27 protein-coding genes are annotated in these 26,552 nt (G+C 70.8%); 14 read left to right on the forward strand and 13 right to left on the reverse strand.

Annotation, left to right across the window (positions count from 1 at the left end):
- Positions 1 to 412: MFS transporter (locus ABR571_RS16685; protein ID WP_409454335.1), on the reverse strand; the 412-nt coding region annotated here is incomplete at its 3' end.
- Between the two features lie 22 nt (positions 413 to 434).
- The gene (locus ABR571_RS16690; RefSeq protein WP_409454336.1) at positions 435 to 1,874 is read right to left on the reverse strand and encodes an MFS transporter; all 1,440 of its coding nucleotides are present in this window, start codon (positions 1,872 to 1,874) and stop codon (positions 435 to 437) included.
- A 101-nt stretch (positions 1,875 to 1,975) separates the two neighbouring features.
- On the opposite strand from ABR571_RS16690, the gene ABR571_RS16695 reads away from it, so the two are divergent.
- A complete protein-coding gene (locus ABR571_RS16695) occupies positions 1,976 to 2,842 on the forward strand; it encodes a helix-turn-helix transcriptional regulator (protein ID WP_409454337.1) in 867 nt (288 codons plus the stop codon).
- Between the two features lie 166 nt (positions 2,843 to 3,008).
- The gene (locus tag ABR571_RS16700) at positions 3,009 to 5,048 is read left to right on the forward strand and encodes a thiamine pyrophosphate-dependent enzyme (protein ID WP_409454360.1); all 2,040 of its coding nucleotides are present in this window, start codon (positions 3,009 to 3,011) and stop codon (positions 5,046 to 5,048) included.
- Between the two features lie 3 nt (positions 5,049 to 5,051).
- Here the strand turns inward: ABR571_RS16700 and ABR571_RS16705 are convergent, their stop codons facing one another.
- The 3 genes from ABR571_RS16705 to ABR571_RS16715 all read right to left on the reverse strand — a co-directional run bounded on the left by ABR571_RS16705 (position 5,052) and on the right by ABR571_RS16715 (position 7,247).
- Positions 5,052 to 5,252, reverse strand: coding sequence for a hypothetical protein (locus ABR571_RS16705; protein WP_409454338.1), 201 nt, complete (start codon positions 5,250 to 5,252; stop codon positions 5,052 to 5,054).
- 91 nt (positions 5,253 to 5,343) lie between these two features.
- Positions 5,344 to 6,672 (reverse strand): L-lysine 6-transaminase, encoded by a 1,329-nt coding sequence (gene lat / locus ABR571_RS16710; RefSeq protein WP_409454339.1) that lies wholly within the window; start codon positions 6,670 to 6,672, stop codon positions 5,344 to 5,346.
- Positions 6,673 to 6,719: 47 nt separating this feature from the next.
- Positions 6,720 to 7,247, reverse strand: coding sequence for an Lrp/AsnC family transcriptional regulator (locus tag ABR571_RS16715; RefSeq protein ID WP_409454340.1), 528 nt, complete (start codon positions 7,245 to 7,247; stop codon positions 6,720 to 6,722).
- A 57-nt stretch (positions 7,248 to 7,304) separates the two neighbouring features.
- Between ABR571_RS16715 and ABR571_RS16720 the strand changes: the two genes are divergently transcribed.
- The 4 genes from ABR571_RS16720 (at position 7,305) to ABR571_RS16735 (ending at position 9,834) form a co-directional block, all read left to right on the forward strand.
- On the forward strand, positions 7,305 to 7,754 hold the full coding sequence (locus tag ABR571_RS16720; RefSeq protein WP_409454341.1) for a universal stress protein: 450 nt from the start codon (positions 7,305 to 7,307) through the stop codon (positions 7,752 to 7,754).
- 85 nt (positions 7,755 to 7,839) lie between these two features.
- Positions 7,840 to 8,718: a serine/threonine-protein kinase gene (locus ABR571_RS16725; RefSeq protein ID WP_409454342.1), complete on the forward strand. Its 879-nt coding sequence runs from the start codon at positions 7,840 to 7,842 to the stop codon at positions 8,716 to 8,718.
- A gap of 211 nt (positions 8,719 to 8,929) precedes the next feature.
- Positions 8,930 to 9,430 (forward strand): cysteine dioxygenase, encoded by a 501-nt coding sequence (locus ABR571_RS16730; protein ID WP_409454343.1) that lies wholly within the window; start codon positions 8,930 to 8,932, stop codon positions 9,428 to 9,430.
- Positions 9,427 to 9,834: a rhodanese-like domain-containing protein gene (locus ABR571_RS16735; RefSeq protein WP_409454344.1), complete on the forward strand. Its 408-nt coding sequence runs from the start codon at positions 9,427 to 9,429 to the stop codon at positions 9,832 to 9,834. The genes ABR571_RS16730 and ABR571_RS16735 overlap by 4 nt, the downstream gene beginning before the upstream one ends.
- Before the next feature lie 21 nt (positions 9,835 to 9,855).
- On the opposite strand, the gene ABR571_RS16740 is transcribed toward ABR571_RS16735, so the two are convergent.
- The gene (locus ABR571_RS16740; protein ID WP_409454345.1) at positions 9,856 to 10,125 is read right to left on the reverse strand and encodes a hypothetical protein; all 270 of its coding nucleotides are present in this window, start codon (positions 10,123 to 10,125) and stop codon (positions 9,856 to 9,858) included.
- Between the two features lie 25 nt (positions 10,126 to 10,150).
- Here ABR571_RS16740 and ABR571_RS16745 point away from each other — a divergent pair, with 25 nt between their 5' ends.
- The 5 genes from ABR571_RS16745 to ABR571_RS16765 are packed head-to-tail and all read left to right on the forward strand — an operon-like array spanning position 10,151 to position 15,595.
- Complete coding sequence (locus ABR571_RS16745; RefSeq protein WP_409454346.1) at positions 10,151 to 11,914, forward strand: NAD-binding protein; 1,764 nt, start codon at positions 10,151 to 10,153, stop codon at positions 11,912 to 11,914.
- A 29-nt stretch (positions 11,915 to 11,943) separates the two neighbouring features.
- The gene (locus tag ABR571_RS16750) at positions 11,944 to 12,837 is read left to right on the forward strand and encodes an NAD(P)H-binding protein (protein WP_409454347.1); all 894 of its coding nucleotides are present in this window, start codon (positions 11,944 to 11,946) and stop codon (positions 12,835 to 12,837) included.
- Positions 12,834 to 13,463 (forward strand): CPBP family intramembrane glutamic endopeptidase, encoded by a 630-nt coding sequence (locus ABR571_RS16755; RefSeq protein ID WP_409454348.1) that lies wholly within the window; start codon positions 12,834 to 12,836, stop codon positions 13,461 to 13,463. Before ABR571_RS16750 ends, ABR571_RS16755 begins: the two co-directional genes overlap by 4 nt.
- 23 nt (positions 13,464 to 13,486) lie before the next feature.
- On the forward strand, positions 13,487 to 14,608 hold the full coding sequence (locus tag ABR571_RS16760) for an NAD(P)/FAD-dependent oxidoreductase (protein WP_409454349.1): 1,122 nt from the start codon (positions 13,487 to 13,489) through the stop codon (positions 14,606 to 14,608).
- A 6-nt stretch (positions 14,609 to 14,614) separates the two neighbouring features.
- Positions 14,615 to 15,595 (forward strand): LLM class flavin-dependent oxidoreductase, encoded by a 981-nt coding sequence (locus ABR571_RS16765; protein ID WP_409454350.1) that lies wholly within the window; start codon positions 14,615 to 14,617, stop codon positions 15,593 to 15,595.
- On the opposite strand, the gene ABR571_RS16770 is transcribed toward ABR571_RS16765, so the two are convergent.
- From ABR571_RS16770 to ABR571_RS16780, 3 genes are all read right to left on the reverse strand, one after another.
- Entirely contained in the window at positions 15,588 to 17,519 is a 1,932-nt protein-coding gene (locus ABR571_RS16770; RefSeq protein WP_409454351.1) for a BTAD domain-containing putative transcriptional regulator, read from the reverse strand. The two genes, ABR571_RS16765 and ABR571_RS16770, sit on opposite strands and share 8 nt — an antisense overlap.
- Before the next feature lie 58 nt (positions 17,520 to 17,577).
- Positions 17,578 to 20,244, reverse strand: a complete 2,667-nt coding sequence (locus ABR571_RS16775) for a sensor histidine kinase (RefSeq protein WP_409454352.1) — start codon at positions 20,242 to 20,244, stop codon at positions 17,578 to 17,580.
- Positions 20,245 to 20,332: 88 nt separating this feature from the next.
- A complete protein-coding gene (locus ABR571_RS16780; RefSeq protein ID WP_409454353.1) occupies positions 20,333 to 20,695 on the reverse strand; it encodes a response regulator in 363 nt (120 codons plus the stop codon).
- A gap of 93 nt (positions 20,696 to 20,788) precedes the next feature.
- Between ABR571_RS16780 and ABR571_RS16785 the strand changes: the two genes are divergently transcribed.
- Complete coding sequence (locus ABR571_RS16785) at positions 20,789 to 21,217, forward strand: Crp/Fnr family transcriptional regulator (RefSeq protein WP_409454361.1); 429 nt, start codon at positions 20,789 to 20,791, stop codon at positions 21,215 to 21,217.
- A 48-nt stretch (positions 21,218 to 21,265) separates the two neighbouring features.
- Here the strand turns inward: ABR571_RS16785 and ABR571_RS16790 are convergent, their stop codons facing one another.
- From ABR571_RS16790 to ABR571_RS16800, 3 genes are all read right to left on the reverse strand, one after another.
- Entirely contained in the window at positions 21,266 to 21,451 is a 186-nt protein-coding gene (locus ABR571_RS16790; protein ID WP_409454354.1) for a hypothetical protein, read from the reverse strand.
- A complete protein-coding gene (locus ABR571_RS16795) occupies positions 21,451 to 21,627 on the reverse strand; it encodes a hypothetical protein (RefSeq protein WP_409454355.1) in 177 nt (58 codons plus the stop codon). Before ABR571_RS16795 ends, ABR571_RS16790 begins: the two co-directional genes overlap by 1 nt.
- 68 nt (positions 21,628 to 21,695) lie before the next feature.
- Positions 21,696 to 22,886, reverse strand: a complete 1,191-nt coding sequence (locus ABR571_RS16800; protein WP_409454356.1) for an MFS transporter — start codon at positions 22,884 to 22,886, stop codon at positions 21,696 to 21,698.
- A gap of 80 nt (positions 22,887 to 22,966) precedes the next feature.
- Here ABR571_RS16800 and ABR571_RS16805 point away from each other — a divergent pair, with 80 nt between their 5' ends.
- Positions 22,967 to 23,983 (forward strand): aldo/keto reductase family protein, encoded by a 1,017-nt coding sequence (locus tag ABR571_RS16805; RefSeq protein WP_409454357.1) that lies wholly within the window; start codon positions 22,967 to 22,969, stop codon positions 23,981 to 23,983.
- Positions 23,984 to 24,023: 40 nt separating this feature from the next.
- Here the strand turns inward: ABR571_RS16805 and ABR571_RS16810 are convergent, their stop codons facing one another.
- Positions 24,024 to 25,649: a PucR family transcriptional regulator gene (locus ABR571_RS16810; protein WP_409454358.1), complete on the reverse strand. Its 1,626-nt coding sequence runs from the start codon at positions 25,647 to 25,649 to the stop codon at positions 24,024 to 24,026.
- A 112-nt stretch (positions 25,650 to 25,761) separates the two neighbouring features.
- Here ABR571_RS16810 and ABR571_RS16815 point away from each other — a divergent pair.
- On the forward strand, positions 25,762 to 26,552 hold a 791-nt coding region (locus ABR571_RS16815; RefSeq protein WP_409454359.1), incomplete at its 3' end, for an aldehyde dehydrogenase family protein.

Below are 26,552 nucleotides of genomic sequence, written 5' to 3' on the forward strand. Positions count from 1 at the left end.
CGCCTGGGCTGCTCGTCGGCGCCGCTGCGCTGTTCGTGGCGATGATCGACATCGCGACCGGGTTGAGCATCGAACCGCCGACGGCCTGCAGCGCCCGGAAGGCCACGAGCCAGCCGAGACTGGGGGCGAGACTGCACAGCAGCGAACCGATCGAGAACACGGTCAGCCCGATCTGGAACAAGCGCCGCCGGCCGAACCGGTCGGCCACGGACCCGGACAGCATCAGCAGGCTGGCCAGCACCACCGTGTACGCGTCGAGGATCCACTGCAGATCGGTCAACGACGTGTGCAGATCGTCCTTGATGCTGCGCAGTCCGACATTGACGATCGTGACGTCCATCCCGACGATCAGCAGGCTCATGCAGCAGATCGCCAGGATCAGCCGCCGACGGCGTTGCGAGAGCTCGGGCACCACTCCAGAATAGTTAGCCCGGCTAAAGGTTTGCCACCTCACGTCGAGGGCGGCGGACGAGGACGGCCGCGAAGGCCGCTGCCACCACCGCCGAGATGGCGAGCGCGACGAGCGTCACCGTCAGTGCGTGCGCCGACGCCACGGCACCCGGCCGGTTCTCGACCGACAGGTACAGGGTGCCGAGGGTGGCGACGCCGAGAACCTGGCCGAGCTGGAACACCGTGACCAGGACACCGCTCGCGTCCGCCGCATGGGCCGGCGGCACGTGGGTCAGGGCCACCGTGAGCATCGGGCTGAAGGCGATGCCCAGCGCCAGGCCGACGACGAAGAGGTCGGCGGCCATGCCCATCCCGCCCGACCGACCCCCGGAGAGGATCGGGGCAAGGACGAGATAGCCGAGGGCCGCGACGACGAGGCCGGCCGGAATCATCGGCCCGTGCACGCGCTGCGGGAGCATCCGCCAGGTGAGGCCGGTGATCGCGAAGCCGATCGCCATCGGCGCGAAGCCCAGGCCGGCGTGCGCCGCGCTCTGCCCCAGTCCTGCCTGCAGGTGCAGTGCCATCGCGAACAGGAAACCGCCGTAATTGATCATCGCCACGAACAGCGCAGCGGCGCCGACGAGCAGCCCAGGCGCACGTAGTACTCGACTCGCGATCAGTGGAGCACCGCCGCGAGCGGCAACACCGCGCTCCACCGCGACGAACAGGCCGAAGGCGACCACGCTGGCGGCCAGCGAGACGAAGCACCAGGCCGGCCAGTCCTCCTCGTGCCCGAGAACCAACGGCAGGACCAGGAGCAACACCGCCGTCGACAGGGTGATGACACCGGCCGGATCGAGGCCGCGGCTCCGCTCGCCACGGTTGACCGGCAACTGCCTGCGGGCGAGTACGAGCAGCACCAGACCGATCGGGACGTTCACGAGGAACACCGGCCGCCAGCTCGTCCCGAACAGATCGGCACTCACCAGGACCCCGCCGAGCACCTGGCCGACGACCGCCCCACACGCGATCACCGCCGAGTACAGCGACAGGGCTCGGGCCCGGGCGGTTCCGTCGAAGGTCCGCTGGATGAGGCTCATGATCTGCGGCATCATCAGCGCCGCGCCCACGCCCTGCACCAGCCGGAACGCGATGAGCGTTCCGATGGTCGGCGCCAGTCCACAGAGAAGGGACGCGAGCGTGAAGACGGACAGGCCGGCGCGGAACGCCCGTCCGTGCCCTATGCGGTCACCGAGTCGAGCGCCCGTGATGAGCAGGACGGCGTAGCTGATCGTGTAACCGGCGATGCCGAGCTGCAGCTCCGCTCCCGATGCGCCGAGGTCGGTACGCAGTGTCGGCGCCGCGACGTTGACGATCGACACGTCGAGGATGGCCATGAACTGGCCGAGCAGCAGGACGGCCAGGAGCGGGCCGGGACGGGGATCGCGAAGCGGGTGGGGCGCACGGTCGGCCAGAGCAGTCATGCCCCAACGGTCGGACGCGACGGTCGCGCCTGGTGAGTGCCCGCCGATCCTGGTACCAGCAGCACCACCCAGGACCGTTGTCAGAGGGCGAGGCTGTACTCGTGTCCGTGATCGCGGGTGTGTACAGCAAGGCTCGCCGCGACGAGCTCGCCGCGTTCCTGCGCAACCGCCGCGAGCGCGTCACGCCGGCCGACGTGGGCCTCGCGCCGGGAACCCGCCGCCGAACTCCGGGCCTGCGCCGGGAAGAGGTTGCGCAGCTCGCCGGCGTCGGCGTCACCTGGTACACGTGGCTCGAGCAGGGCCGGCCGATCAATGCGAGCGTCCAGGTCCTCGACGCGATCGCTCGGGTGCTGCGCCTCGGGCCGAGCGAGCGCTGGCATCTGTACCGGCTGGCCGAGGTGCCCGGCGTCCCGCGACCCAGCTCGCCGGTCGCCGTTGCGGCCGAGGTCGTCGCGGTGCTCGACGCTCTCGATCCGTCGCCGGCCTGCGTATACGACGGCAAGTACGACCTGATGGCGAGCAACGCGTCGTATGCGGCGCTGTTTCCCTTTCTCGTCGAGGCGAGCGGGATGCAGCGCAACGCCCTGTGGCAGACGTACGCCCGCAAGGGAACCCCGCCTCCGGTCACCGATCCCGACGTGTGTGCGGCGATGATCGCGACCCTGCGGGCGAACTATGCCAACCACGTCGGCGACCCGGAATGGACCGAGCTCATCGACACGCTGTGCACGGCCAGGAACGACTTCGCCCGGCTCTGGGCCCAGCACCCGATCGCGGAGCCCGGGCCGCCGCTGACGAAGTCGTTCGAATGCTTCGGCCTCGGCACCGTGCGGGTGCGGTCCACGGCCTTTCTGTTGCAGCGCACCCTCGATTGCCGCATGGTGGTTTACCTGCCGGATACGGCGGCCGACGTCGCGCTCATCGCCGAGCTGCGCGCTCGCCGCGAGCGGCGTCTGCGCCCGGCCTGACCTGCGCCGTCAGCGTGCGCTAGGACAGAATCACCGGGTGACCTCGTTCGGCGCCCCGTCCCCGCACGACGACCTCGACCGCAGTGTGCGCGAGTCGCTGGCGGCACTGGACGCCGGCACCGGCTCGGCCGCGGCCGATCCCGAGCTGCTCCAGGCGTTCGACGCCATGGCCGGCAGCCGCTCGCTCGACATCCACGCCCGGCGCATGCGCGAGCAGGGCCGCGGGTACTACACGATCGGTTCGGCGGGGCACGAGTCGAACGCCTTTGTCGCGGCGGCGCTGCGGCCGACCGACCCGGCCCTGCTGCACTACCGCTCGGGCGCGTTCTTCCTGGCCCGGTCGATGCAGGCCGGACGCACGCTGGACGAAGGGTTGCGCGCCGTCCTGCTCGGCATGCTGGCCAGCACCGAGGACCCGGCCTCCGGTGGCCGGCACAAGGTGTTCGGCGACGCGTCTCTCGCCGTCATCCCGCAGACCTCGACGATCGCGTCGCACCTGCCGCGCGCGCTCGGGGTGGCGCTGAGCACGAGTCGCGCCAAGCGGCTCGGCGTCCCCTGCCGGTGGCCGCGTGACGCGGTCACCGTCTGCTCGTTCGGCGACGCGAGCATCAACCACTCCACGGCGGCCGGCGCTCTCAACGCCGCCGGCTACGTCGTGGCCCAGGGGTTGCCGCTGCCATTGCTGTTCGTCTGCGAGGACAACGGCATCGGCATCTCGGTGGCGTCGCCGGAGGGCTGGGTCGCGAGCGCCGCGCAGCGTCCGGGGATCGAGTACTTCTTCGTCGACGGCGCCGACCCGGACGCCGCCCAGGCCACGGCTCGCGTGGCGGCGGGCACCGCGCGGCGATCGCGCCGGCCAGTCCTGCTGCACCTGCGGACGGTGCGCTACCTCAGCCACGCCGGCAGCGACGTCGAGTCCGCCTACCGCAGCGCCGCTGACATCGCGACCGACCGGGAACGGGATCCGCTGATCGCGCTGGCCCGCCGGATCGGTGGCGCCGGGCTCGCGCAGCGGTACGCCGACATCGCCGACCGCGTCGCGGCCCTCGCCGACGAACTGGCCGACACGCCCACTCTCACCAGCGCCGCCGAGGTCATCGAACCGCTGGCTCCCCGCGGGCGGTCCGAGCCGGGCCGACCGGCCGGTGCCGACGCCCGCGCGGCCGCCTTCGCCGGGCGGCTGCCGGAGCACGCCGGGCCGATGACCCTCGCCCAGTCGATCAATGCCGCTCTGACCGACGCGCTCGCCGCCCGTCCCGAGTTGCTGGTCTTCGGCGAAGACGTCGCCCGCAAGGGCGGCGTGTACGGCGTCACCCGCGGGTTGGCCCAGCGCTTCGGCGCCGCCCGGGTCTTCGACACGCTGCTCGACGAGCAGTCCATCCTCGGCTACGCGCTGGGCCTCGGGGTGAGCGGGCTGCTGCCCGTGCCGGAGATCCAGTACCTCGCCTACCTGCACAACGCCGAGGACCAGCTGCGCGGCGAGGCGGCCAGCCTGCGCTTCTTCTCGGCCGGGACGTTCACCAACCCGATGGTGGTGCGGATCGCCGGGCTGGGCTACCAGAAGGGCTTCGGCGGCCATTTCCACAACGACAACGCGGTGGCCGTGCTCCGCGACATCCCCGGCCTCGTCGTGGCGGTGCCGTCCCGGCCGGAGGACGCGGCGCCGATGATGCGCGCCTGCCTGTCCGCGGCCGCGACGACCGGTCAGGTGAGCGTCTTTCTCGAGCCGATCGCGCTCTACCACGAGCGCGACCTGCACGAACGTGGCGACCGGGGCTGGCTGGGCCCGTACTCCCCCACCGACGAAGCCCCGATCGGCTCGGCCCGGGTGCACGGGGATGGCGCCGACCTGACCATCGTCACCTTCGGCAACGGCGTGCGGATGAGCCTCCGCGTGGCCCGCCGGCTGGCCGCGGACGGGATCGGGGCGCGCGTGCTCGATCTGCGGTGGATCGCTCCGCTGCCGTGGAACGAGCTGAGGCTCGCCGCGGCCCGGACCGGTCGGGTGCTCGTCGTGGACGAGACGCGGCACAGCGGCGGTGTCGGCGAGGGTGTGCTGGCCCGTCTGATCGAGTCCGGCTACCGCGGGCGGATGGCCCGCGTCTCGAGTCAGGACAGCTACGTGCCGCTCGGCGCAGCCGCAGATCTGGTCTTGCTCGAGGAAGGGCAGGTCGAGGCGGCCGCGCGCGCGCTCGTCCAGCGCTGAGGATCAGCTCCGCCGCTGCGTTTCGGCTCGAGCATCGGCGAGCGCCTGCGCGTCCGCGTCGGGCTCCGCTCCGAAGTGGCGCACGCCGCGCACCGGATAATCGTGATGGAACTGCGGATGATCAGTACGGCAGTGATCGTCCAGTTCGGTGCGCCAGTTGAAGCGCAGATCGCACTTGGGGCACTGATGGATCGTCATGTCCACCTCGCTTCTCGCCCGGCTCAGCAGCCGATGAGTCAACGATAGGACGGTTCCGGCCGGTCGGACCGGGCCGAGGTCAAGAGACGGCGATGGGTCAGCAGCCGAGTGCGGTAAGCCCCCGGTCGAGTGCTGCGATCCCGTGGTCGAGCTCACCGACGGAGACCGTCAGGGCCGGCCTGACCCGCAAGCTCGCGGTACCGCAGCCCAGCACGAGCACCCGCTCGTCGTCCCGGAGCCGGGCGATCACCTGATCGCGCAGGTCGGCGGACGGCAGGGTGAACGCGCACAGCAGGCCCCGGCCGCGGACGTCGGTGATCGACGGGTGCCGGGTGGCCAGGTCGTCGAGCTCGTGCAGCAGGTGGGCGCCGAGCGCGGCGGCCCGCTCGACCAGGCCGTCGGACTCGATCACCTCGAGGATGCGCCGCGCGCGCACCATGTCGGTCAGGTTGCCGCCCCAAGTTGAGTTGATCCGCGACGACACGGCGAACACGTTGTCGGGCACCTCGTCGACCCGGCCGCCGGCCATGATCCCGCAGACCTGCGCCTTCTTGCCGAACGCGACGACGTCCGGCTGCACACCGAGCTGTTGGTAGGCCCACGCCGTGCCCGTCATGCCCACGCCGGTCTGCACCTCGTCCATGACGAACAAGGCGTCGAACTCCCGGCACAGCGCCTGCATCGCCTGCAGGAACTCCGGCCGGAAATGGTTGTCGCCGCCCTCGCCCTGGATGGGCTCGGCGATGAAGCAGGCGATGTCGTGCCGGTTCTGCTCGAAGGCGTGACGAGCCGCCGCGAGCGCAGCCTGCTCGGCGGCCACGACGTCGGCGGAGCCGTTGACCGACGGCGACGGGATCCGCGGCCAATCGAACTTGGGGAAGCGGGCCACCTTGTTCGGGTCGGTGTTGGTGAGGCTCATCGTGTAACCGGTACGCCCGTGGAACGCCTTCTCGAGGTGCAACACCTTCGTCCCGAGCGCCGGGTCGATGCCGTGCGCCTCGTTCCAGCGGCTCTTCCAGTCGAAGGCCACCTTGAGCGCGTTCTCGACCGCGAGCCCGCCACCGTCGATGAAGAACAGGTGGGGCAGCGCCGGGTCACCGAGGACCCGAGCGAACGTCTCGACGAAGCGCGCCATCGGCACTGTGTAGATGTCGGAGTTGGACGGCTTGTTGACCGCCACTGCGGCCAGCTCGGTGCGGGCGTCGTCGCTCGTCAGCGCGGGGTGGTTCATGCCCAGGGCGGAGGAGGCGAAGAAGGTGAACAGGTCGAGGTAACTGCCGCCGTCGCGCGCGTCGACCAGGGTGGAGCCGGTCGAGGCATCGAGATCCAGGACGAGGTCGTAGCCGTCGGCCAGCATGTGGCGGGCGATGGTGGCGTGCACGTCGGCGGGGAGGACCTCGGCGGAGGCCGTACGCAACGTTGTCATTCGGTCAGCTTACCGGAAAATATCCGGCGAATTGCCCTCGACGCCGCTTATATTCCGGTCGCGTCCCCGGCTGGGTAAGAGTTGGCGAACTCCGGCGGTACCGCGCGCCGCTCGAAGAACGTCTGCAGCACCACGGTCGTCCGGGTCGACACGTTCGCCCGCCGCCGGACCTCGCGGATGAGGTGCTCGAGCTCCGTCGGGGACGCGACGCGCACGAGCAGGACATAGGCGTCGTCGCCGGCCACCGAGTGGCAGGCCTCGATCTCGGGCAGGTCCTTCAGCCGGAGCGGAGCGTCGTCGGGTTGCGCCGGGTCGAGCGGGGTGATCGCGATCAAGGCCGTCATCGGCAAGCCGATCGCGCCGGCGTCGAGCAGCGCGGTGTAACCGCGGATGACGCCGTCGGTCTCGAGCCGCCGGACCCGCGCCTGCACGGCCGAGACGGACAGCCCGGTGATCTCACTGATGCTCTTCAAAGTGCTGCGCCCGTCGGCCAGCAGCGCCGCGGCGATCTGCCGGTCGATCGGATCGGTGAGCAGCGGCGGCGGTGCCGGCTCGGCCGTCGCGTCGTCAATCACAGCCATACGCTAGACCGGACGGGTGGGCCGGCGGGCGCCCCAGGGCACAATCGGGCCGTGGACGGGACGATGTTCGAACTCGGAACAGACGGACCATCACGCATCCTCGTCGGATTCGACGGCTCCGAGACATCGATCCGGGCGGCTGCGTACGCCGCGGGCATGGCTCGGCGGCAGGGCGCGCATCTGATCGCGCTCTACGTCGCGACCACGAGTCCGATGGCCGCGCAGATGGCGGCAACCGCGGCGGCGATGATCCAGACGCAGGACGAGATCGGGCGGCAGCTGCGCCGCACCGTCATGGAGGGCGCACAGCACGTCGGGATCGACGTCGAATTCGTCATGCGTCGAGGGAACCCGTACCGCGAGTTGATCTCCGTCGCCAACGAGCTGCGGGTCGACGCCGTCGTGGTCGGGGCGTCGACGCAGTCGGGCCGCCGCTTCGTCGGTTCCCTCGCCGGCCGCCTGGTCCGCGACGCGACGTGGCCGATCACCGTCGTGCCATGACGAGTGCCGAAATTAGGACGATTTACACCCTATGCATGTGAAGATGGTGTGAAGTATACTTGCTCCTGACGGGGCAGGAGGACCGATGGCGCTGAGATCACCGACGTCACGGACATGGCTGGCCGATGCCGAACTCGGTAGCCGGTTCAGCGACGTCCGGCTGATCCGCGCCGGTTCCCGCTTCACGATCTACGCCGCCCGCGAGCCGGGCGCGAGCCGGACAGTCGCGCTCAAGGTGCCCGACGAGTCCGCGGCCTCGTGGCTGTACGACGTACTGCGGACCGAGGCGTCGGTACTGGCCGCCATCGGCGCGCACCCGCACGTCGTCACTTTCTACGAACAGATCGTCCTGCCCGACGGCCGCCCGGCCCTGCTGCTCGAGCGCTGCCGCGGCAGCCTGCAGGACACTGTGCGGGCCGACGACCCGATGCCCCTGCGCGACCTCACCGCGGTCGGGATCAAGCTGGCCGGCGCGCTGGAGACCACGCACCGCTTGGGCGTCGTGCACTCCGATGTCCGACCGGGCAACGTTCTCGTCAGCGAATGGGGCGAGCCGGTTCTGGCCGGCTTCGACGAGGCGGTCCACCTCGACGCTGTCGGCCGTCGCCCGCCGCTGCACCAGTTGACCCCGCACACCGCGCCCGAGGTGCTCGAGGGCGGCGAACCCACCACCGCGAGCGACGTCTACGGACTGGCGTCCACCCTGTACGAACTGGTGGCCGGTCGCGCCGCGTTCCGCGCCTACTTCGGTGAATCGCCGGCCCGGATCATCGTCCGCGCGCTCAGTGGCCCGATCCTGCCCATCGTCACCCCCGGGGTGCCACTGGAACTGTCCGACGTGCTCACCTGGGCGCTGTCGCCGGACCCGGCCAAGCGCCCGCCGTCGCCGGCGTGGCTCGCCGACGAGCTCGCCCGCATCGAACGGCGGCAGGACTGGCCGCGCACCCGGCTGGTGACCGGGTAGGCCGGTAACCGGCTTTTCTACTCGGTTAGTAGACAAAGGTCGTCAACGTTGGCAGACTGGGGGCGTGGTTCCCACCGAGCACGGCACCCCCGCCGCAGGCGCCCTGCTCGACGTGGTCTGGAACGACCGCCGCGCGGACGCGTTCGACGAGGCCTGTCGCCGTCACTGACGTCGCCGGCCACTGTCCCTTCGCGTTCCTCCGGAGTTCGGAATGTCCCGCACCGCGGACCTCTTCTTCACGCCGCTGCAGCTGATCGACCTCACCCGCTTCTACGCGGACGAGGTCAGCAGTGGCGCCTACCCCAACATCGATTTCGACCCCGACGAGCGCTGGCACCAGCGCATCTACCGGGACCGGCGGGTCGACATCTGGCTCATCAGCTGGCTTCCCGAGCAAGGCACCCAGCTACACGATCACGGCGGCTCGTCCGGTTCGTTCACCGTGCTGTCCGGTGCGCTCACCGAGACCACCGTCGCCGGCGGGCGGCCGCGCGACCACACGCGGGTCGCCGGCGAGAGCGTCGGCTTCGGCGCGCGCTACGTGCACGACGTGCGCAACCTGTCCGACCAGCCCGCGATCAGCGTCCACGCCTACTCGGCGCCCCTGACTTCGATGACCTACTACGACCTGGACGGCGGCTCGCTCGAACCGATCGCCACCCTGGCCACCGACGATCCGGAGCCGGCGTTCGACGCCCAGCGGGCCTCATGACGTTCCCCTCGGTGGAAGCCCTGCTGGCCGACGCCCGCTCCCGCCTCGACCGGCTGGAGCCGTCGGCCGCGGTCGAAGCGATCGCCGACGGCGCCCGCCTGGTGGACATCCGCCCACGCGGGCAGCGGGCCGACGAGGGTGAGATTCCCGGTGCGGTGATCATCGAGCGCAACCACCTGGAATGGCGGCTGCATCCGGCGTCGGCGTCGCGGATCCGTGCGGCGGTCCCGGGACAGCGTTGGATCGTCTTCTGTTCCGAGGGCTACACGTCCTCGCTCGCCGCCGACTCGCTCAACTCGATCGGCGTGCCGGCGACCGATCTGGTCGGCGGCTTCACGGCCTGGGCCGCGGCCGGCCTGCCGACCGCACCCGGCGGCACGGAGGCCGAACAGCTGCGGCACTGAGACAGGCCGATCAGCGACGGATCAGCCGGCGGACTTGCCCGCGTTGGCGACGTTGTAGCCGAGCCAGCCGGTGTAGCCGAGCAGGCCGAGCACGCCCAGCTTACGGGTCTTCTTCAGCATCATCGCCACGCCGATGCCGGCCTCGGTGGCGCCGTTGCGCATCACCCAGTCCTTGGTGTTCTCCGGGAAGGCCACCTTGGTGACCTCTTCGAACGCGTCGGGAGCGGCGAGGTGTGCCGCGCCGACAGCCGCAACCAGGAAACCGACCTTGCCGGTGGACAGAAGAGCCATGCCCACACCCTGCCACAATGCCGCGATGGACGAGTTGACGCGTGACTGGCGCGGGCACGTCATCGTCTGTGGCCTGCGCAACGTCGGTCCGCGCATCGTCGAGCAGCTCGCCCTCGGCGAGGAACGGGTTGTCGTGGTGGACGACGCGCCCGATCCGCGTTTGCTGCGCCTGGCGCAGGATTTCGGCGCAGTTCATCTGCCGCGCAGCGGGCGCCGGACCGCATCTCTCGAGGCTGCCGGCATCGCCGGGGCGGCGGCGCTCATCTGCACCGACGAATCCGACCTGGACAACCTTGAGGTGGCGCTGCTGGCCCACCGGCTGCGCCCGGATCTGCGCATCGTGACCCAACTCGGCAACGCGGCCGTCCGGCGCTCCGTTCGCGAGGTCAGTGAGGCGATGACGGTGCTCGACGTCGCCGAGATCGCCGCGCCCGCGCTCGCCGAGGCGTGCCTCGACGGGGGTGGCGGCCGTTCGATCGAGATCGATGACCACCCGTTCGTCCTCGAGGAACTGACCGCAGCCGGCGGCGGCACGCTGCGCGAGCTCTACGGCGACGTGGCCCCCGTCGCCGTCGTTCCCCATGACGGCGGCGAGTTGCAGGTGTGCCCCGGACGCGACCTGCGGGTCGAGGCGGGTGACCGCGTCGTCGTCATCAGTTCGCCCGAGGACGACGTCGCCCCGGAAGCGGCGGTTTCCGTCGGCGTGCGGCGGCGGCGCCCGCGGCGCACCCGCGGTCTCGTCCGCCGCTACATCCGCGGTGTCGTCAGCTCGTCCGAGCGGCAGCTCCGCATCGCCCTGCTGTTGCTATTCGCCGTCGGTCTGCTGTCAGTCGCGCTGCTGCGACTGGCCTACCGGAGCGCGTCCGGCGCTCATATGACCCTTCTCGACGCGACGTACTTCACCACCGAGACCCTGACCACCGTCGGCTTCGGCGACTTCTCGTTCGGCTCGCAGTCCACCTGGCTGCGTGTGTGGGCGATCCTGCTGATGATCATCGGGGCGGCAGTCGTCACCGTCCTCTACGCGTTGCTCACCAACTTGCTGATCAGCCGGCGGATCTCGCAGTCACTCGGCCGCCAGGTGGCGACCCGCATGCGCGAGCACGTGATCCTCGTCGGGCTCGGCTCCGTCGGCCTGCGGGTCCTCGAGTACCTCACCGCCGCCGGCCAGCCCGTGGTCGTGCTCGAGAGCGACGAGGACAACCGCTTCCTGGCCCGCGCGCGGGCGCTGCGGGTTCCGGTGGTGTTCGGCGACGCCACCGTCCCCGCCAGCCTCGAGGCGGCCAACCTGGCGCACGCGCGCGCTGTCGCCGTGCTGACGAGCAGCGACCTCGCCAACATCGAGAGCGGCCTGACGGTGGCCGACCTGCTCGGCGAGCGGCGCGACGAGGTGCCCGTCGTGCTCCGGGTGTTCGACCGCGACCTGGCCGCGACGATCGAGGAGAGCTTCGGTTTCCACTTCGCGCGGTCCACCGCCGCTCTCGCCGCACCCTGGTTCGTGGGCGCGGCGCTGGGCCTCGACATCCGCACCACTTTCTACGTCGAGGACCAGCCGATGCTCATCGGCCGGGTGGCCGTCGCGCCGTCCGGCGGCCTGGCCGGCCGGCAGATGTCCGAGCTCTCGGCGCGCACGCGCGTGCTCGCCCTGCGCCGAGCCGGCGCAGGGGGCCTGGAGTTCCCGCCTCGACGCGACACCCGCTTCGGCGGCGGCGACCAGGCCTACCTGGTCGGTCCCTACGAAGAGCTGCTGGCGGTGCTGCGACACGATTCCGGCACGCCCCCCGCGTAACCCCCGAGTCCGACGGGCACGATTGCCTCATGCACAAGACCGTGCTGGTGACCGGCGCGTCCGGCTTCGTCGGCTCACACCTCGCCCGGGCCGTCGTCGACGCCGGGCACGACGTGCGCGCGATGACCCGCCGCCCCGACGCCTACACCGGGGCCGGGACGCCCGTGCCCGGCGACGTCGACGACCCGGACTCTCTGGCGGCAGCGCTCGCCGGCGTCGACGTGGCCTACTACCTCGTCCACTCACTCGACTCCGACGACTTCGAGGGCAAGGACGCCGACGCCGCGATCAACTTCGGCGGTGCGGCTGCCGAGGCCGGCGTCGAGCGGATCATCTACCTCGGCGGTTTGGGCGTCGACAACGGTGAACTGTCCGCGCACCTGCGCTCGCGCCGCCAGGTCGAGCAGCTGCTGGGCGTGGCCGGGGTACCGGTCACGGTCCTGCGCGCCGCGGTCGTCGTCGGGCACGGGGGCATCTCGTGGGAGATCACCCGCCAACTCGTCGATCACCTGCCGGCGATGATCACGCCGCGGTGGGTCAAGACGCGGACCCAGCCGATCGCGCTCGAGGACGTCGTGCGCTACCTCCTCGGGGTGCTCGACCATCCCGACGCGCTCGGGCAGGTGTTCGAGATCGGTGGGCCCGAGGTCCTGCGGTACATCGACATGCTCAAGCGCGCCGCCAAGGTGCAGGGCAAGCGCATACCGAGCGTCGACGTCCCGTTGCTGACGCCCGGCCTGTCGTCCGGCTGGCTCGCGCTCGTGACCGACGTGGACATGGCCACCGCCCGCAACCTGATCGATTCGATGACCAACGAGGTCATCGTGCGCGACCACTCGATCGAGCGGCTTGTTCCCGGTCCGACGATCGGCTACGACGAGGCGGTGCGCCGCGCTCTCGAGGCTCGCGCCGCCGCCTCGTGACGGCAGACCGGCGGCGCCGGGCGGTCGTCACCACGACGTTGGTGACCGGTGCGGTGCTGCTCGGCTTCTCGCTGGCCACACCGCCGGGCAACTCCCGCTTCTACCTGCTGACTCTCGCCGTGGCGCTCGTGTGGCTCGTTGGCGGGTTGGTGTCCGGGCCACTGCACCTGGGCCGGACCGCGAGCGGGGCCGGGCGCCGGCCGGTGCTGACGCCGATCGCGCTAGGGGTGGCCGTGGGAGTCGTGTTCGTCCTCGGCGCCCTCGTCGTCCGGGAGGTCGAGCCGCTGCGCTCGTCGGTCGCCGGCGTCCTGGCCCACGCCCGCCGCGGCAACCTCGGCCTCGTCGCCCTGATCGCCTTGGCCAACGGCGCGGCCGAGGAGGTCTTCTTCCGCGGTGCGCTGTACACGTCGATCGCCCGGCGGCATGCTGTCGCCGGTTCGACCGCGGTGTACACCCTCGTCACGGCGGCGACGGGCGAGCCGATGCTGGTGTTCGCCGGGCTGCTGATGGGCACCCTGTTCGCCCTGCAGCGGCGCGTCACCGGCGGAATCCTCGCGCCGCTGTTGACCCACCTGACCTGGTCGCTGGTGGTGCTGTTCGCGCTGCCACCCGTCATCGGCCAGTGACGGCCCGGCCTAACCTGACCCTTGTGGACAGCTACGACGTGATCGTGGTCGGCGGCGGCATGGCCGGGGCGTCGATCGCGTCGGAGTTGACGGCCGACCGGCGCGTGCTGCTGGTCGACATGGAGCCGACGCTGGCCTATCACACGACCGGTCGCTCGGCGGCGATGTTCCTCGAGAGTTACGGCGGCCCGGTGATCCGCGCGCTGACGACGTCGAGCCGGGCGTTCCTCCTGCGACTGGAGGTGCTGCGGCCGCTGCCCATGCTGCACCTGGGACTCGCCGGCCGCGGTTCGGCGATCGAGGACCTGTTCGCCGCTGTACATCCGCTCGTCCCGGACGTCGAAGTCCTCGAGCCGGCGGCGGCCGTGCAGTTGCAGCCGCTACTGCGGCCTGCCGCGTTCGAGTTGGCGCTGCACGAACCGGGGGCGATGGAGATCGACGTGCACGCCCTGCATCAGCACTTCGTCCGAAAGGTGCGCGCCTCGGGCGGCGTCATCGAGGTGTCGGCCGGGGTGACCGGGGCGACGCGGGCGGCCGGCGAATGGACGCTCACCGACCGCACCGGACGGCAGTGGCGCGCCCCCGTCGTCGTCGACGCGGCCGGCGCGTGGGCCGACGAAGTGGCCGGCGCCTTCGGCGTGCCCGTCATCGGACTTCGCCCGCTGCGCCGCACCGCCTTCATGGTGGACGCGCCCGCCGGCGCCGCGGCGCCGATGATCGCTGACATCGACAACTCCTTCTACTTCAAGCCCGACGCCGGCCGGCTGCTCTGCTCACCGTCCGACGAGACTCCGCAGGCGCCCGGCGACGCCCGGGCCGACGACGTCCAGATCGCGCGGGCGATCGAGGTGATCAACACGGTGACGACGCTCGACGTCCGGCACGTCCGCGCGTCCTGGGCGGGCCTACGGACCTTCACCCCCGACCGCACACCCGCGGTGGGCTACGACCCGGCCGTGGACGGCTTCTTCTGGTTCGCCGGCCAGGGCGGGTACGGGATCCAGATCGCACCCGCCCTGGCCCGTGCGGCCGCCGACCTGCTGCGCGGCCGGCCCCTGCCCGACGACATCCGCGCGTTCGGCCTCGACGTCGCCCACCTGGCGCCGGAACGACTGCGGAATGCCCACCGACCCGCCGCGAGTTGACCCCAGGTGACCCTTCCGCTGTCGATCCTCGATCTCGCCCCGGTCCGCCACGGAGAGACGCCGCGCGACAGTTTCGCCGCCAGCGTCGCCCTCGCCCGCCTCGCCGAGGACGCCGGGTACCGGAGGATCTGGTACGCCGAACACCACAACATGCCCACGATCGCCTCGTCGGCGACCAGCGTGCTGATCGCCCACGTCGCCGCTCACACCGAGCGGATCCGCCTGGGGTCCGGCGGCGTCATGCTGCCCAACCATTCGCCGCTGGTGATCGCCGAGCAGTTCGGGACGCTGGCCTCTCTGCATCCGGGCCGGATCGACCTCGGTCTCGGCCGCGCGCCCGGCTCGGACCGCAACACGATGTACGCGCTGCGCCGCGACCACACGTCCGCCGACGGGTTCCCCGACGACGTCCAGGAACTACAGGCCTACCTCGCCGACGACTCGCTCGTGCCGGGCGTCCACGCCTACCCCGGCCGCGGCACTCGAGTGCCGCTGTACATCCTCGGGTCATCGCTGTTCGGCGCCCAGCTCGCGGCCGCGCTCGGCCTGCCCTACGCGTTCGCATCGCACTTCGCACCGGTCGCACTTCAGGACGCTGTAGCCGTCTACCGCCGAGACTTCCGTCCCTCGGCCCAGCTCGATCACCCGTACGTCATCGCCGGCGTCAACGTCATCGCGGCGGACACCCAGGCCGACGCCGACGAGCAGTTCCACAAGGCGAAGCGGGCGCGCGTTCGTTCGCTGGCCCGGCCCGGTCGGAGGCTCACCGACGACGAGGTCGACGCCGTGCTGTCCTCGCCCGAGGGCGGCCAGATCGAGCAGATGGTCGTCTACTCAGCGGTCGGCACGCCTCCGGACGTCCGCGACTACCTCGAGACCTTCGCCAAGCACGCCGACGCCGACGAGCTGATCATCGCACTGCAGTCACCGGCCGCCGACGCACGGCTGCGGTCGGCACAGCTGCTCGCCGGGGCGATGCTCAGCTGACCCGACCGTCCAGGGCAGAGGACCGCGTGAGGATCGCCTCGTGCAGGGCGGCCAGCTCGGGAGACGGGTCGAGCCCGAGTTCGTCGGTGAGCTGGCGGCGCAGCGTCTGGTAGCACGCAAGTGCCTCCGCCTGGCGGCCCGAGCGGTAGAGCGCAGTCATCCGCTGGGCCCACAAGCGCTCACGGAACGGGTACTCGATCACCAGCTCCTCGAGCAGGGCGTTGGCCTCCCGGTGCCGTCCGCATGCGAGCTCGGCATCGATGAAGTCCTCGTGCGCCCGCAACCGGTCCTCGTCGAGCCGAGCCCGTTCGCCTCCGACGGCCGGCGAGTCGGGCAGGTCGGCGTAGGCGCTGCCGCGCCAGAGCTCGAGCGCCGCGCGTAGCGACGTCGCCGCGTGCTCGGCGCCTCCTTCGGTCAACGCCGCGCGGCCCGTGTCAGCCAAGGCGGCGAATCGCAGCACGTCGAGCGTCTCGCTACCGACCCGCAGCTGATAGCCGTTCGGCCGAGTGAGCAGCACGGCATCGGCGTAGGCGCCCAGGAGTTTGCGCAGCCGCGACACGTACACACGCAATGCCGGCACGGCCGAGTCGGGCGGCTCGCCGTTCCACAGCTGGTCGATCAGCCGTGCCACCGAGACGACCTCGTCGCGCTGTGCGGCCAGTAGGCTGAGCAGCTGGCGCAACTTGACCGACCGCACCGGCTGCTCGACACCGTCGACCACCAAGTCGGTCTGGCCCAGCACCCGGATCATCAGCCCCGGTGCGGCCGGCTCGGGCGCGGTCGGCGGATCGGCTGCCGGCGCCTCGACGGCCGGCAACACCACCGACGCCTCGCCCAGCGCCCACACGGTCACCGGCTGCTCGACGCCGCGCAGCGCGACCTGGCCGCGGGACGTGCCGATGACCCGCTCGGTGACCGCGGTGTACGCCCGCTGAGTCAGCAGGATCTCGCCCGGCGCGGCCAGGTCGCACAGCCGGCTGGCGATGTTCACCACTGAGCCGATGGCCGTGTACTCGCACCGGCTCTCGTAACCGATGACACCGATCGTCGCGAAGCCGTACGCGATGCCGGTGCCGACGCTGAGGGAATGACCGCGATCGCGCCAGCGCTGCCCCAGCTCGTCCATCGCCGAACGGATCTCGACGGCGGCGCTGACTGCACGCAGCGGCGGGTCGTCGCAGCGCACCGGGTCGTTGAAGAAGATCATGACGCCATCGCCCGCGTAGCAGCCGACCGTCCCGGCATGCCGGGAGACCGCGGTACCGACCACGGCATGGAAGTCCTGGAGCGCGGCGAGCACCTCCTCGGGCTCGGACGCTGACGCGAACGGTGTGAACCCGCGCAGGTCGGCGAAGATGACGGCGATCTCCCCGCGGTGCGGCTGCAGCAGCCCCTCGTCGCCCGCGTTGAGCACCACGTCGGCCACCTGCTCGGGCAGGAATCGGCGCAGGCGTTGCAGCCGGCGCACCTCTTCGACCTGCTCGGTGACCTGCTCCTCCAGCACGCGGTTCCACGCTGCAAGATCGGCGGCCTGCTCCACGACGGTGTCGTGGTACGCCTTGACTCGCAGCAGCGACCGCACCCGGGCCAGCAGCTCGGCCTGGTCGAACGGCCGGGCGATGAAGTCGTCGGCGCCGCTGTCGAGTGCCGGGATCTTCTCCGCCGATCCCGACGCGGTGATCATCACGATGGGGATGTGCGCCGTCTGCGGCTCCGCTCGTAGCCGGCGGCACACTTCGTATCCGTCCATGCCGGGCATCTGAACGTCGAGCAGCACGAGGTCGGGCGGCTCGCTGCCGTGCACGATCTCCAGGGCCGCCAGACCCGAGTCGGCGCTGCGGACCTGTTGACCGTGTGCGCTGAGGACGGCTTCGAGCAAGCGCACATTCGCCGGCGTGTCGTCCACGACGAGCACATAGCTCACGGTGTCACTCCGTTCGGTCGTCCCGACACGCATGCCGCCATCGCTCCGCAAGCGTCGTTCACGCGTTCGCCTCCACGGCCGAGTTGAGCGCCTCGGCTCCGCTGACCAAGCGCGGCAGGATCACCGAGAAGGTGCTGCCGCGGCTCTCGGCGGTGGTGAACCACACCCGTCCGCCGTGCAGCTCGGCGACGCCCCTCACCAGCGCGAGCCCGAGCCCGGCGCCGCGTGCACCGCTGGCCAGGTACATCGCGGCCTCCTGGTGGAACGGCTCGAAGATGAGCTCGGAGGGCCGCTCGACGACGCCCGAACCGGAGTCGCGGACGTCGATCTCGAGGCTGTCGTCACCGGCCGGGGACGCCACGACGCTGACCACGCCGTCGGGCGGGCTGAAGTGGAGGGCGTTGCCGACGAGCTGCACGACTGCCTGCTGGAGCAGATGCGCATCGCCGACGACGTAGTCGGCACCGGGCCGCATCTCGATCTCCACGTCGCAGCGCGCCGGCTGGTCGGGCGCGTTGAGCGCGGCGTCGACGGCGCGCTCGAGCAGGGCCCGCACGGCAACGACGTCCGGAGCCAAGAGCATGCGGCCGGCCTCCAACTTCGCGACGTCGAGCGCGAGTGTGATCAGGGCCAGCAGGTGACGGGCGGCCAGTTGGATGTCAGCGATGAATTCGCGTTGCCGTTCGTTCAGGGGTCCGACGAGTTCGGTGGCCAGCAGGTCGGCGAACCCGATGATGGCGTTGAGGGGCGTCCGGAGCTCGTGCGACATGTTGGCGAGGAATGCGCTCTTGTGCCGGCTGACCGCTACCAGCTCGGCCCGCGCCTGTTCGGCCGTCTCATGCGCGGCGTGTTCGGCGATCACGAGCTCGCGCAAGCGCAGGGCGATCCAGTTCACGATGTCGGCCTCGAAGGCGAGCATCACGAGTGCCGACAGCCATCTGAGAGCGGCGCCGTCCGGGTCCTCCTTGATCAGCAGGACGCCCGCGTACGCCACCGCTATTCCGACGAGCTGCAGGACGGCCCGGCGGCGCGGCCACAGCGCGAAGCCGGTGGTCACCACACAGCCGTAGGCCAACGCCGCCAAGGACACGTAGGAGTCGGCGAAGAAGGCGAGTGCGGTGATGGCGGCGATCGCCAGCCAGGCCAGCGCCTCGAAGCGGGCATAGGTTGCGCTCGGGGACCACCAGCGCAGGATCGGGGCGGCGGCTCCGGCGGCCACGGCGAACGCGACGAGCACGACCGCGCTGCGCGGGTGGTGGACCGACATGACCGCCAGCACCGCGAACAGAGCGGAGGCTATGCCGAGGTACCAGGCCGTGATCGCAGTGATCAACTCACGATTCGCCGGCGAACCGGGGCGGGTGAAGGCGGAGTAGTCGGGTTGCTCGACCTTCGCCGCAAGCGCATCGTCGGGCTCGGACCCTTCCTCGAACGGCGGGCGGTCCGTCGGCGGGGCGGCCAGACGCGGCAGCTCGACGGAGAACACGCTGCCCTCGCCGGGGCGACTGGCCGCGGTCAACGTGCCGCCGTGCAGCTCGACGAACCGGCGGGCGAGCGGCAGGCCGAGGCCCGTGCCTTCCGCCCGGTGATCGACCCGGGCGAACTCCTCGAAGGCGATCGCCAGGTCCTGCGGCGTCATGCCCACGCCGGTGTCCCGCACCCGGATCGTCAGCCGATCGCCGTTCGGTTCCGCGACGACGGCGATCGACCCGCCACTCGGCGTGAACTTCACCGCATTGCCGAGCAGGTTGACAAGCACCTGCCGGATCCGCAGCCGGTCGGCCACGACGTCGTCAAGGCCGGCCGCTACCTCGAGGGTGAGCCGGATGCCCTTCGCCTCGGCCGCATCACGGACCAGTCGGACCGCCTCGGTGAGGACCCCTCCGAGGTCGAGATGCTCGAAGTCGAGTTCGTGCAAGCCCGACTCGACCTTGGCCATGTCGAGTACCTCGTCGACCAGCTCCACCTGATGGCGCGCGGCGGCGGTGATGTCCTGCGTGTATTCGCACTGCTGCTCACTCAGCGGGCCGACCAACTGCTCGGCGAGCAGTTCACTGAAGCCCAGGACGGTGTTGAGCGGGGTGCGCAGCTCATGGCTCATCCGGGCGAGGAACGCGCTGCGCATCTCGCTGAGGCGTTGCAGGTCCTTTGTGTTCTGCTCGGCCGCGGCTCGTGATTTGGTTTCGACGTCGGCCAGCGCGAGTACCTGCTCGACCAGCCAGCGGATGAACAGCCCGGCGGCCGTTACGGCGGCGACGACGCACACCCAACGAACGAGCGGGGCGCTCTGGGACGGGCCGAAGATCAGCACGAACCCGTAACTGGTGCACAGCAGTGCCGCATGGGTGACAGCGATCGGCCAGGACCGCACCGCGAAAAGGATCGTGCCGATCATTACGTAGGTCCCCGGGAGCGCGGGGAGGACCGAAGCGTCGTAGATGCCCAGGAGCGCGAGCAACGAGTCCGCACCTACGAGCAGGCCGTCCAGAACCGGTAGCGGCAACGCGGTCGGGAAGAAGGCGAGGAACAGGCCCGCGCTCAGCGCGAACACGCTGCAGGCGATCGTGAACGGATTGGCCGAACTCGGTCGCAGCACCAGCACCGTGGGCAGCATGAGGCCCAAAGCCAGTGCGCCACGGGCACCGAGGCCGGAGATCAGCGCGGTACTCGACGTGCCGGTCATCCGCAGCAACTCGGCACTGCGCACCAGAGCGGCCGACCGCATTACGCTCCTCCGTCCGACCCTGGGTATACCTGCGCCGATCCTCCTGCGCGGAGATAGCGCGGACCTAGCAGGCGAGGGGCCGCCCCGGTCATGTGCCGGTTCCGGTCGTCATGACCGCCTCCAGCGAGTCGACGAACGTGGCTACGTCGAGTGGTTTGGAGAGATAACCATCAAAACCGGACGCCAGCAACCGCTCGCGATCGCCCTTCATGGCCAGCGCCGTCAACGCCACCACGGGGATGCTGCGGGTGACGGGATCGGCGCGCAGCACGCGGAGCGCCTCGACGCCGAGCATGTCGGGCAACTGGATGTCCATGACAATCAACGCGGGCGCGTGTCGCGCGGCCTGATCGATGCCGTCCTGCGCAGAACCCGCGGGGAGGACCTCGTAGCCGCGCAGCTCGAGCAGAGTGGTGACGAGTTTGAGACCCCGCTCGTTGTCCTCGACCACGAGGACCCTGCGGTTCACAGACCGCGCCCGCCGGCGGCAGCGCTACCTCCGTGCTGCGCGACGTTAACCCCTTGGGGGCACGGTGGACGCGTGATGAGACATCGATCGGCACCGTCGGCGCGACGGCTGTCCGAATTGCGGACATTGGCGACCTTCTCGACGTTCACCGACGCGGACCTCGCCGACGTCGCCGGGCGGCTCACCGATCTCGATGCGCCGCCCGGCACCGTCCTGATCCGAGAGGGCCAGCCAGGACGCGAGGCCTTCATCGTTGCGTCCGGGGTGGCCGAGCTGCGGGTCGACGGCCAAACCGTCGGGCGGGTCACGACGGGCGACCTGGTGGGCGAGATGTCGCTGCTCGACGCGCGGCCTCGGTCGGCCACGGTGGTGGCCGTAACCCAGATGCGCCTGCTCGTCATGGACCCGTCCGAGTTCGCCAGCTTGCTGGAGGACCCCCGTACCGCTCGATGGGTTGCCGCCAACCTATCGAACCGGGTGCGTGACTGGGGTCATCGCAGCTGAGCCGTCCGCCCCAGCTGGACGGCTGTGCGCAGGTGTGCCGGTGTCGGCTCACCGCGGGGCGATCCGCAGGCCGCGGAACGGCCGCACCACCCGCTCGCCGGTGTCGAGGAACCTGATGAGGACGTTGCGAGCGCTCGCGCCCGGGCCCCACCCGGTGAGGACCTCGACCTCCCGCTGACCCAGGTAATAGTGCCGGCCGACGAGCCGGGTGCCGCCGACGAGCGGACGTGGCATCAGTCGGGTGTCTGCCCGGAGTCGCGCTTGGTGCCTTCGGGATCGGCCGTCCGGGTGTCCGAGTCCTCGAGGATGATCTCGGCCTGTGCCTGCGGGTCGTCGCTCCCGCTGGCCTCTTCCTCGGGCAGTAGCTGCGCTCGGTGATCGACGCGTTCGGCGTCCGGTCGCTCGGTCATGACCTAGACCTACCCACAAACCGGCTCCGCGCCCGCCGCGGACCGTGATCAAGAGACGTCGATCGTCGTTATTCGACGAGTTCGGTCTCTTGATCAGGTCGGTGGCTCATCAGGCAGACAGTTGCCGTGAACAACGCACCGGCCAGCACGGTGGTCGGGATCGCCGCCGTGTTGCTCAGGTGATCGGTGACGATCCCCGCCAGCAGCGCGGCGACGGCCGCGCCCAGGCCGAAGGCAGTGATGACCCAGGCATTCGCCTCGGTCAGCAGGTTGGGCGGGCACAGCAGCTGGACCCTCTGGAACACCACCGTCAGCACGACCGGCAGCGCGACCCCGGCGATGGCTGCAGCCGGGATCCACACCGCGACCGGCAGCGGCAGGGCCAGCGGCAGGTAGCCGACGGCCAGCGCGAGACCGGCGACGGTGAGAGCGCGCGCCCCGGCGCCGCTGATCGGCCGGACCGCGCCGTACAGCCCGGCCAGCAGCGCACCGAATGCGTTGGCCGCCAGCGCCCACCCGGTGATCGACGAGGCGTGGTGCCGATCGGCGAAGGCGGCCGCCACGATCGCGAGCGCGCCGACGGGAACACCGGCGGCGAGCGCGACGAGGAAGACCCGGACCAGGACTCCGTGCCGCAGCGGCGAGCCGTGCGTGTCCGACGTCGACGGCGTCGGCCGCCACTCGCGCGACGTCCGGGTCGTCGCGAAGCCGAGCGTGCCGACCATCCCGAACACGGCGCAGCCGACCACTCCGCCGCCGTGCCCGATCAGGGAGACGCCGGCGACCGACAGCAGCGGGCCGACCACGAACACGAGTTCCTGCACGCCGACGTCCAGGCTGAACGCCGCGCGCAGCACCGGTCCGTCAGTGACGACGTGCGGCCAGAGCGCGCGCAGGCATGGCTCGAGCGGTGGCGTGGCGAGTCCGGCCACCGCCGCGGCGATCGCGGACACGACCGGGTGGTCGGCGCCGCTGACCGCCAGGACGACGAACGCCACGGTGCTGACGCCGGCGGCGGTCAGCAGTACCTCCCACTGCCCGAGCCGGTCGACGATGCGGGCGAGCATCGGTTGGCCGATGCCGGCGCCGGCGGTCAGCAGCGCGGCGAGGCCGCCGGCCAGCGTGTAGCTGCCGCCCTGCCCGCGGATCAGCAGCAACACGGCCAGCGTCGCCATCGCCGTAGGCAGCCGTCCGACCATCGAGGTCGTCAGGAGCGTGGGCACCTCGCGCGTGGTCAGGACCGTGCGCAGCTCAGCCACCGAGATGCTCCAGCAGACCGGTCGGGAGCACGACGCGAGGGTAGCGGTAGCCACTCCGACGGCAGGGGCAGGATGCACCCATGGACTTCAGATACCTCGGCAACTCCGGCATGCAGATCTCCGAGATCACCTACGGCAACTGGCTGACCCACGGCTCGCAGGTCGAGAACGACATCGCGACCCAGTGCGTTCGCGCGGCCCTCGAGTCAGGGATCACCACGTTCGACACCGCCGACGTCTACGCCAACGGCCGGGCCGAAGAGGTGCTGGGCGCGGCGCTGAAGGGCGAGCGCCGGGAATCGCTCGAGATCTTCACCAAGGTCTACTGGCCGGTCGGGCCTGACCCCAAGGGCAAGAACGACACAGGTCTGTCGCGCAAGCACGTCATGGAAGGCATCGACGGATCGCTGCGCCGCCTGCAGATGGACCACGTCGACCTCTACCAAGCCCATCGGTACGACAACTTCACTCCGCTCGAGGAGATTATGCAGGCCTTCGCCGACGTCGTGCGCGCCGGCAAGGCGCTCTACATCGGGGTCAGCGAATGGACCGCCGAGCAGATCCGGGCCGGGCACGCCCTGGCGCAGGAGCTCGGCATCGGCCTGGTCTCCAGCCAGCCGCAGTATTCGATGCTCTGGCGGATCATCGAGCGCGAGGTCGTGCCGACGTGCCGCGAGTTGGGGATCGGGCAGATCGTCTGGTCACCCATCGCCCAGGGCGTGTTGAGCGGCAAGTACAAGCCAGGCCAGGAGCTCCCCGCCGGCTCGCGCGCCACCGACGAGAAGGGCGGCGCCGACATGATCAAGCGTTGGCTCGCCGACGACGTGCTCACCCGCGTGCAGGAGCTCCAGCCGATCGCCGGCGATCTCGGCCTCACGATGGCGCAGCTCGCCGTCGCCTGGGTCCTGCAGAACGACAACGTGTCCGCCGCGCTGGTCGGCGCGTCCCGTCCGGAGCAGGTGGCCGAGAACGTCAAGGCCGCGGGCGTGAAGATCCCCGACGACGCGATGAAACGCATCGACGAGGCCCTCGGCGACGTCGTCACCGACGACCCCGGCATGGTGGCCCGTTCCGTTCCTACGCAGCGAGCGGTCTGAGCTTTCCTGGCGCGCGTCGAGACGTGCTTTCTCGCACGCGTCAGCCGCGGACGACGGCGAGGTCGGGCCGGCGCATCGTCTCCCGGGCGAGAACGGCGAAGTGCAGGCCGACCACGACCTCGCGGTCGGCGAGGTCGACGCCCAGGACCCGCTCGACCTTGGTGATGCGGTCGTACAGGGCGGCCCGGGAGATGAACAGCTCCGCGGCCGCGGCCGTCTTGTTCCCCCCGCAGCGGCAGTACGCCGCCAGGAACTCGTAGAGCCGCGTGCCGTGCTCGGCGTCGTGGGCGAGCAGGTGCCCGAGCTCGCGTTCGATGTAGTCGTGGACGGCCGGCTCCGCCCGCAGGGAGTAGACGAGCCCACGTAGCCGGAGGTCCGGCGGCCGGAAGTAGCCGCGCTGCGGTGGCAGGCCGACCGCCGTGTCGGCCACCTGCATCGCCTCGCGCAAGGTGTCCTGCGCACGCTCGATACCCGCGACCGTCGTGCCGGCGCCGATGACCAGCCGGGCCTCGGAGCGCCGCTCGGACGCCGCGTGCAACCGCTCGCTCAGCGGTCTGAGGACGGCGTCGGGATCGGCGCTGCGCTCCTGCGAGAGCAGCACCGCGACCCGGTCGTCGTCGAGCGGCCCGACGAGGGCCGTAACGCGCAGACCCTGCAGCGTCGCCACGGCCTGGCTGGCGAGGTCGCGCAGCAGGGCGGGGATACCGCCTGGGCCGGCGTGCTCGCCGATGGGGCGGACGACGACACCGGTGAGCCGCCGCCGGTCGAGCGGAACGCCCAGCGCCCGCGCCCGCGAGGACGTCTCGGGCGGCAGGTCCGCCGAGAGGGCGAGGGCGGTCAATAGAGTCCGGTGGGACTGTCGCTCGAGGCTGTCGATGTCGCGGTCGGTCAGCCGGTTGATCACTAACGCGGTGGCGCCGCGCTCGAGGAGCATGCGCTGCCGCTGCGTTGGTGCGCCCTCACACAGCATGATCAGCCGGCCCCAGCCACCCCCGCCCGGCGTCACCACGTCCACGGCGAACCAGCCGTCGCCCTCGTGCTCGCGCGAGCGGGCCGCAGCCGGCAGCTCCTCCCATCCGGCGAGTACCTCGGCCGGCGGCTCGTCGGCCGTGCTGTAGGCCAGCACCTGGTGGACGAGGTTCTCGTAGATGACGGGACGGCCGGCCATCGCGGCGACGAGCTCGACCACCTGTTGCGGCCCCTGGCCGGCCAGCGTCAACTCGGTGAACGCCTGGTGGGCCGCGTCGGAGGCGATGAGTTCCTGCATGCGCGCGTCGAGGATCAAGGTATGGACGGCTTGGGTCACCGCGACGAACGGCGTGACCTGGCGCAGCTCGATCAGCGGGAGCCCACTGCGGTCGGCGGCGGCGACGAGTTCAACCGGCAGGGCGTCGCGGTAGCGGCGGCCCAGTTCGACGGCCAGCGCGGTGACGCCGGCCGAACTAAGCTCCTCGACGTAGCGGGCGAGCGCCGCGGCCGAGTCGGGCAGCGCGATCCCGGTGGTGAGGATGAGCTCGCCGCCTTCGAGCAGGCTGGCGATGTCGCTGACCTCGCTGACGTGGACCCACCGGACGCGGCGATCGAGGTGATCGGCCGCGGCCCGCACCTGTGGATCCCCACGCCGGATGGCCGGCAGATCGAGCACGTCGCGCAGCGAGGGAAGCATCCCGTCCTCCAGACCTCCGGCCGTTGCGCAACCTTACAGATCGTCGGACACGCGCCGGTTTCCCGACATTCTGTCGGTTACCGATGCCGATGCGCAGGACTAGCGTGAGCACATGGTGAATCGCATCTCCCACTGGATCGACGGCGTGCTGACGCCGGGCACGTCAGGGCGGACGAGCCCCGTTTACAACCCGGCCACCGGACTGCAGTCCGGCGAGGTCGAACTGGCATCTGCGGCCGAGGTCTCCGCCGCCGTGGCCAGCGCGAAGGAAGCCGCACAGGGCTGGCGCGCGGCTTCGCTGTCGCGCCGCTCCGGCATCCTCTTCGCCTTCCGCGAGCTGCTGCACAACGGAGCCGACGACCTGGCCAAGATCATCACCGCCGAACACGGCAAGGTGATGTCCGACGCGCACGGCGAGATCGCCCGCGCGCTAGAGAACGTCGAGTTCGCCGCCGGTGTCCCGCAGCTGCTCAAGGGCGGCTTCAGCGAACAGGCCGGCACCGGCGTCGACGTGTACTCGATCCGCCAGCCGCTCGGCGTGGTCGCCGGGATCACGCCCTTCAACTTCCCGGCCATGGTCCCGCTGTGGATGGCGGCCAACGCGATCGCCTGCGGCAACGCGTTCGTGCTGAAGCCGAGCGAGAAGGATCCGTCCGCCTCCCTCTGGCTGGCCGAGGCGTGGCAGAAGGCCGGCCTGCCCGACGGCGTCTTCACCGTCATCCAGGGCGACAAAGAGGCCGTGGACGCCCTGCTCACCCACCCGGACATCGCGGCAGTCAGCTTCGTCGGCTCCACGCCGATCGCCCGCTACATCTACGAGACCGGCACCTCGCACGACAAGCGGGTGCAGGCCCTCGGCGGCGCCAAGAACCACATGCTGGTGCTCCCCGACGCCGACATCGA

The sequence above is a fragment of the Jatrophihabitans sp. genome (assembly GCF_046262535.1).
Lineage (GTDB): Bacteria > Actinomycetota > Actinomycetes > Mycobacteriales > Jatrophihabitantaceae > Jatrophihabitans.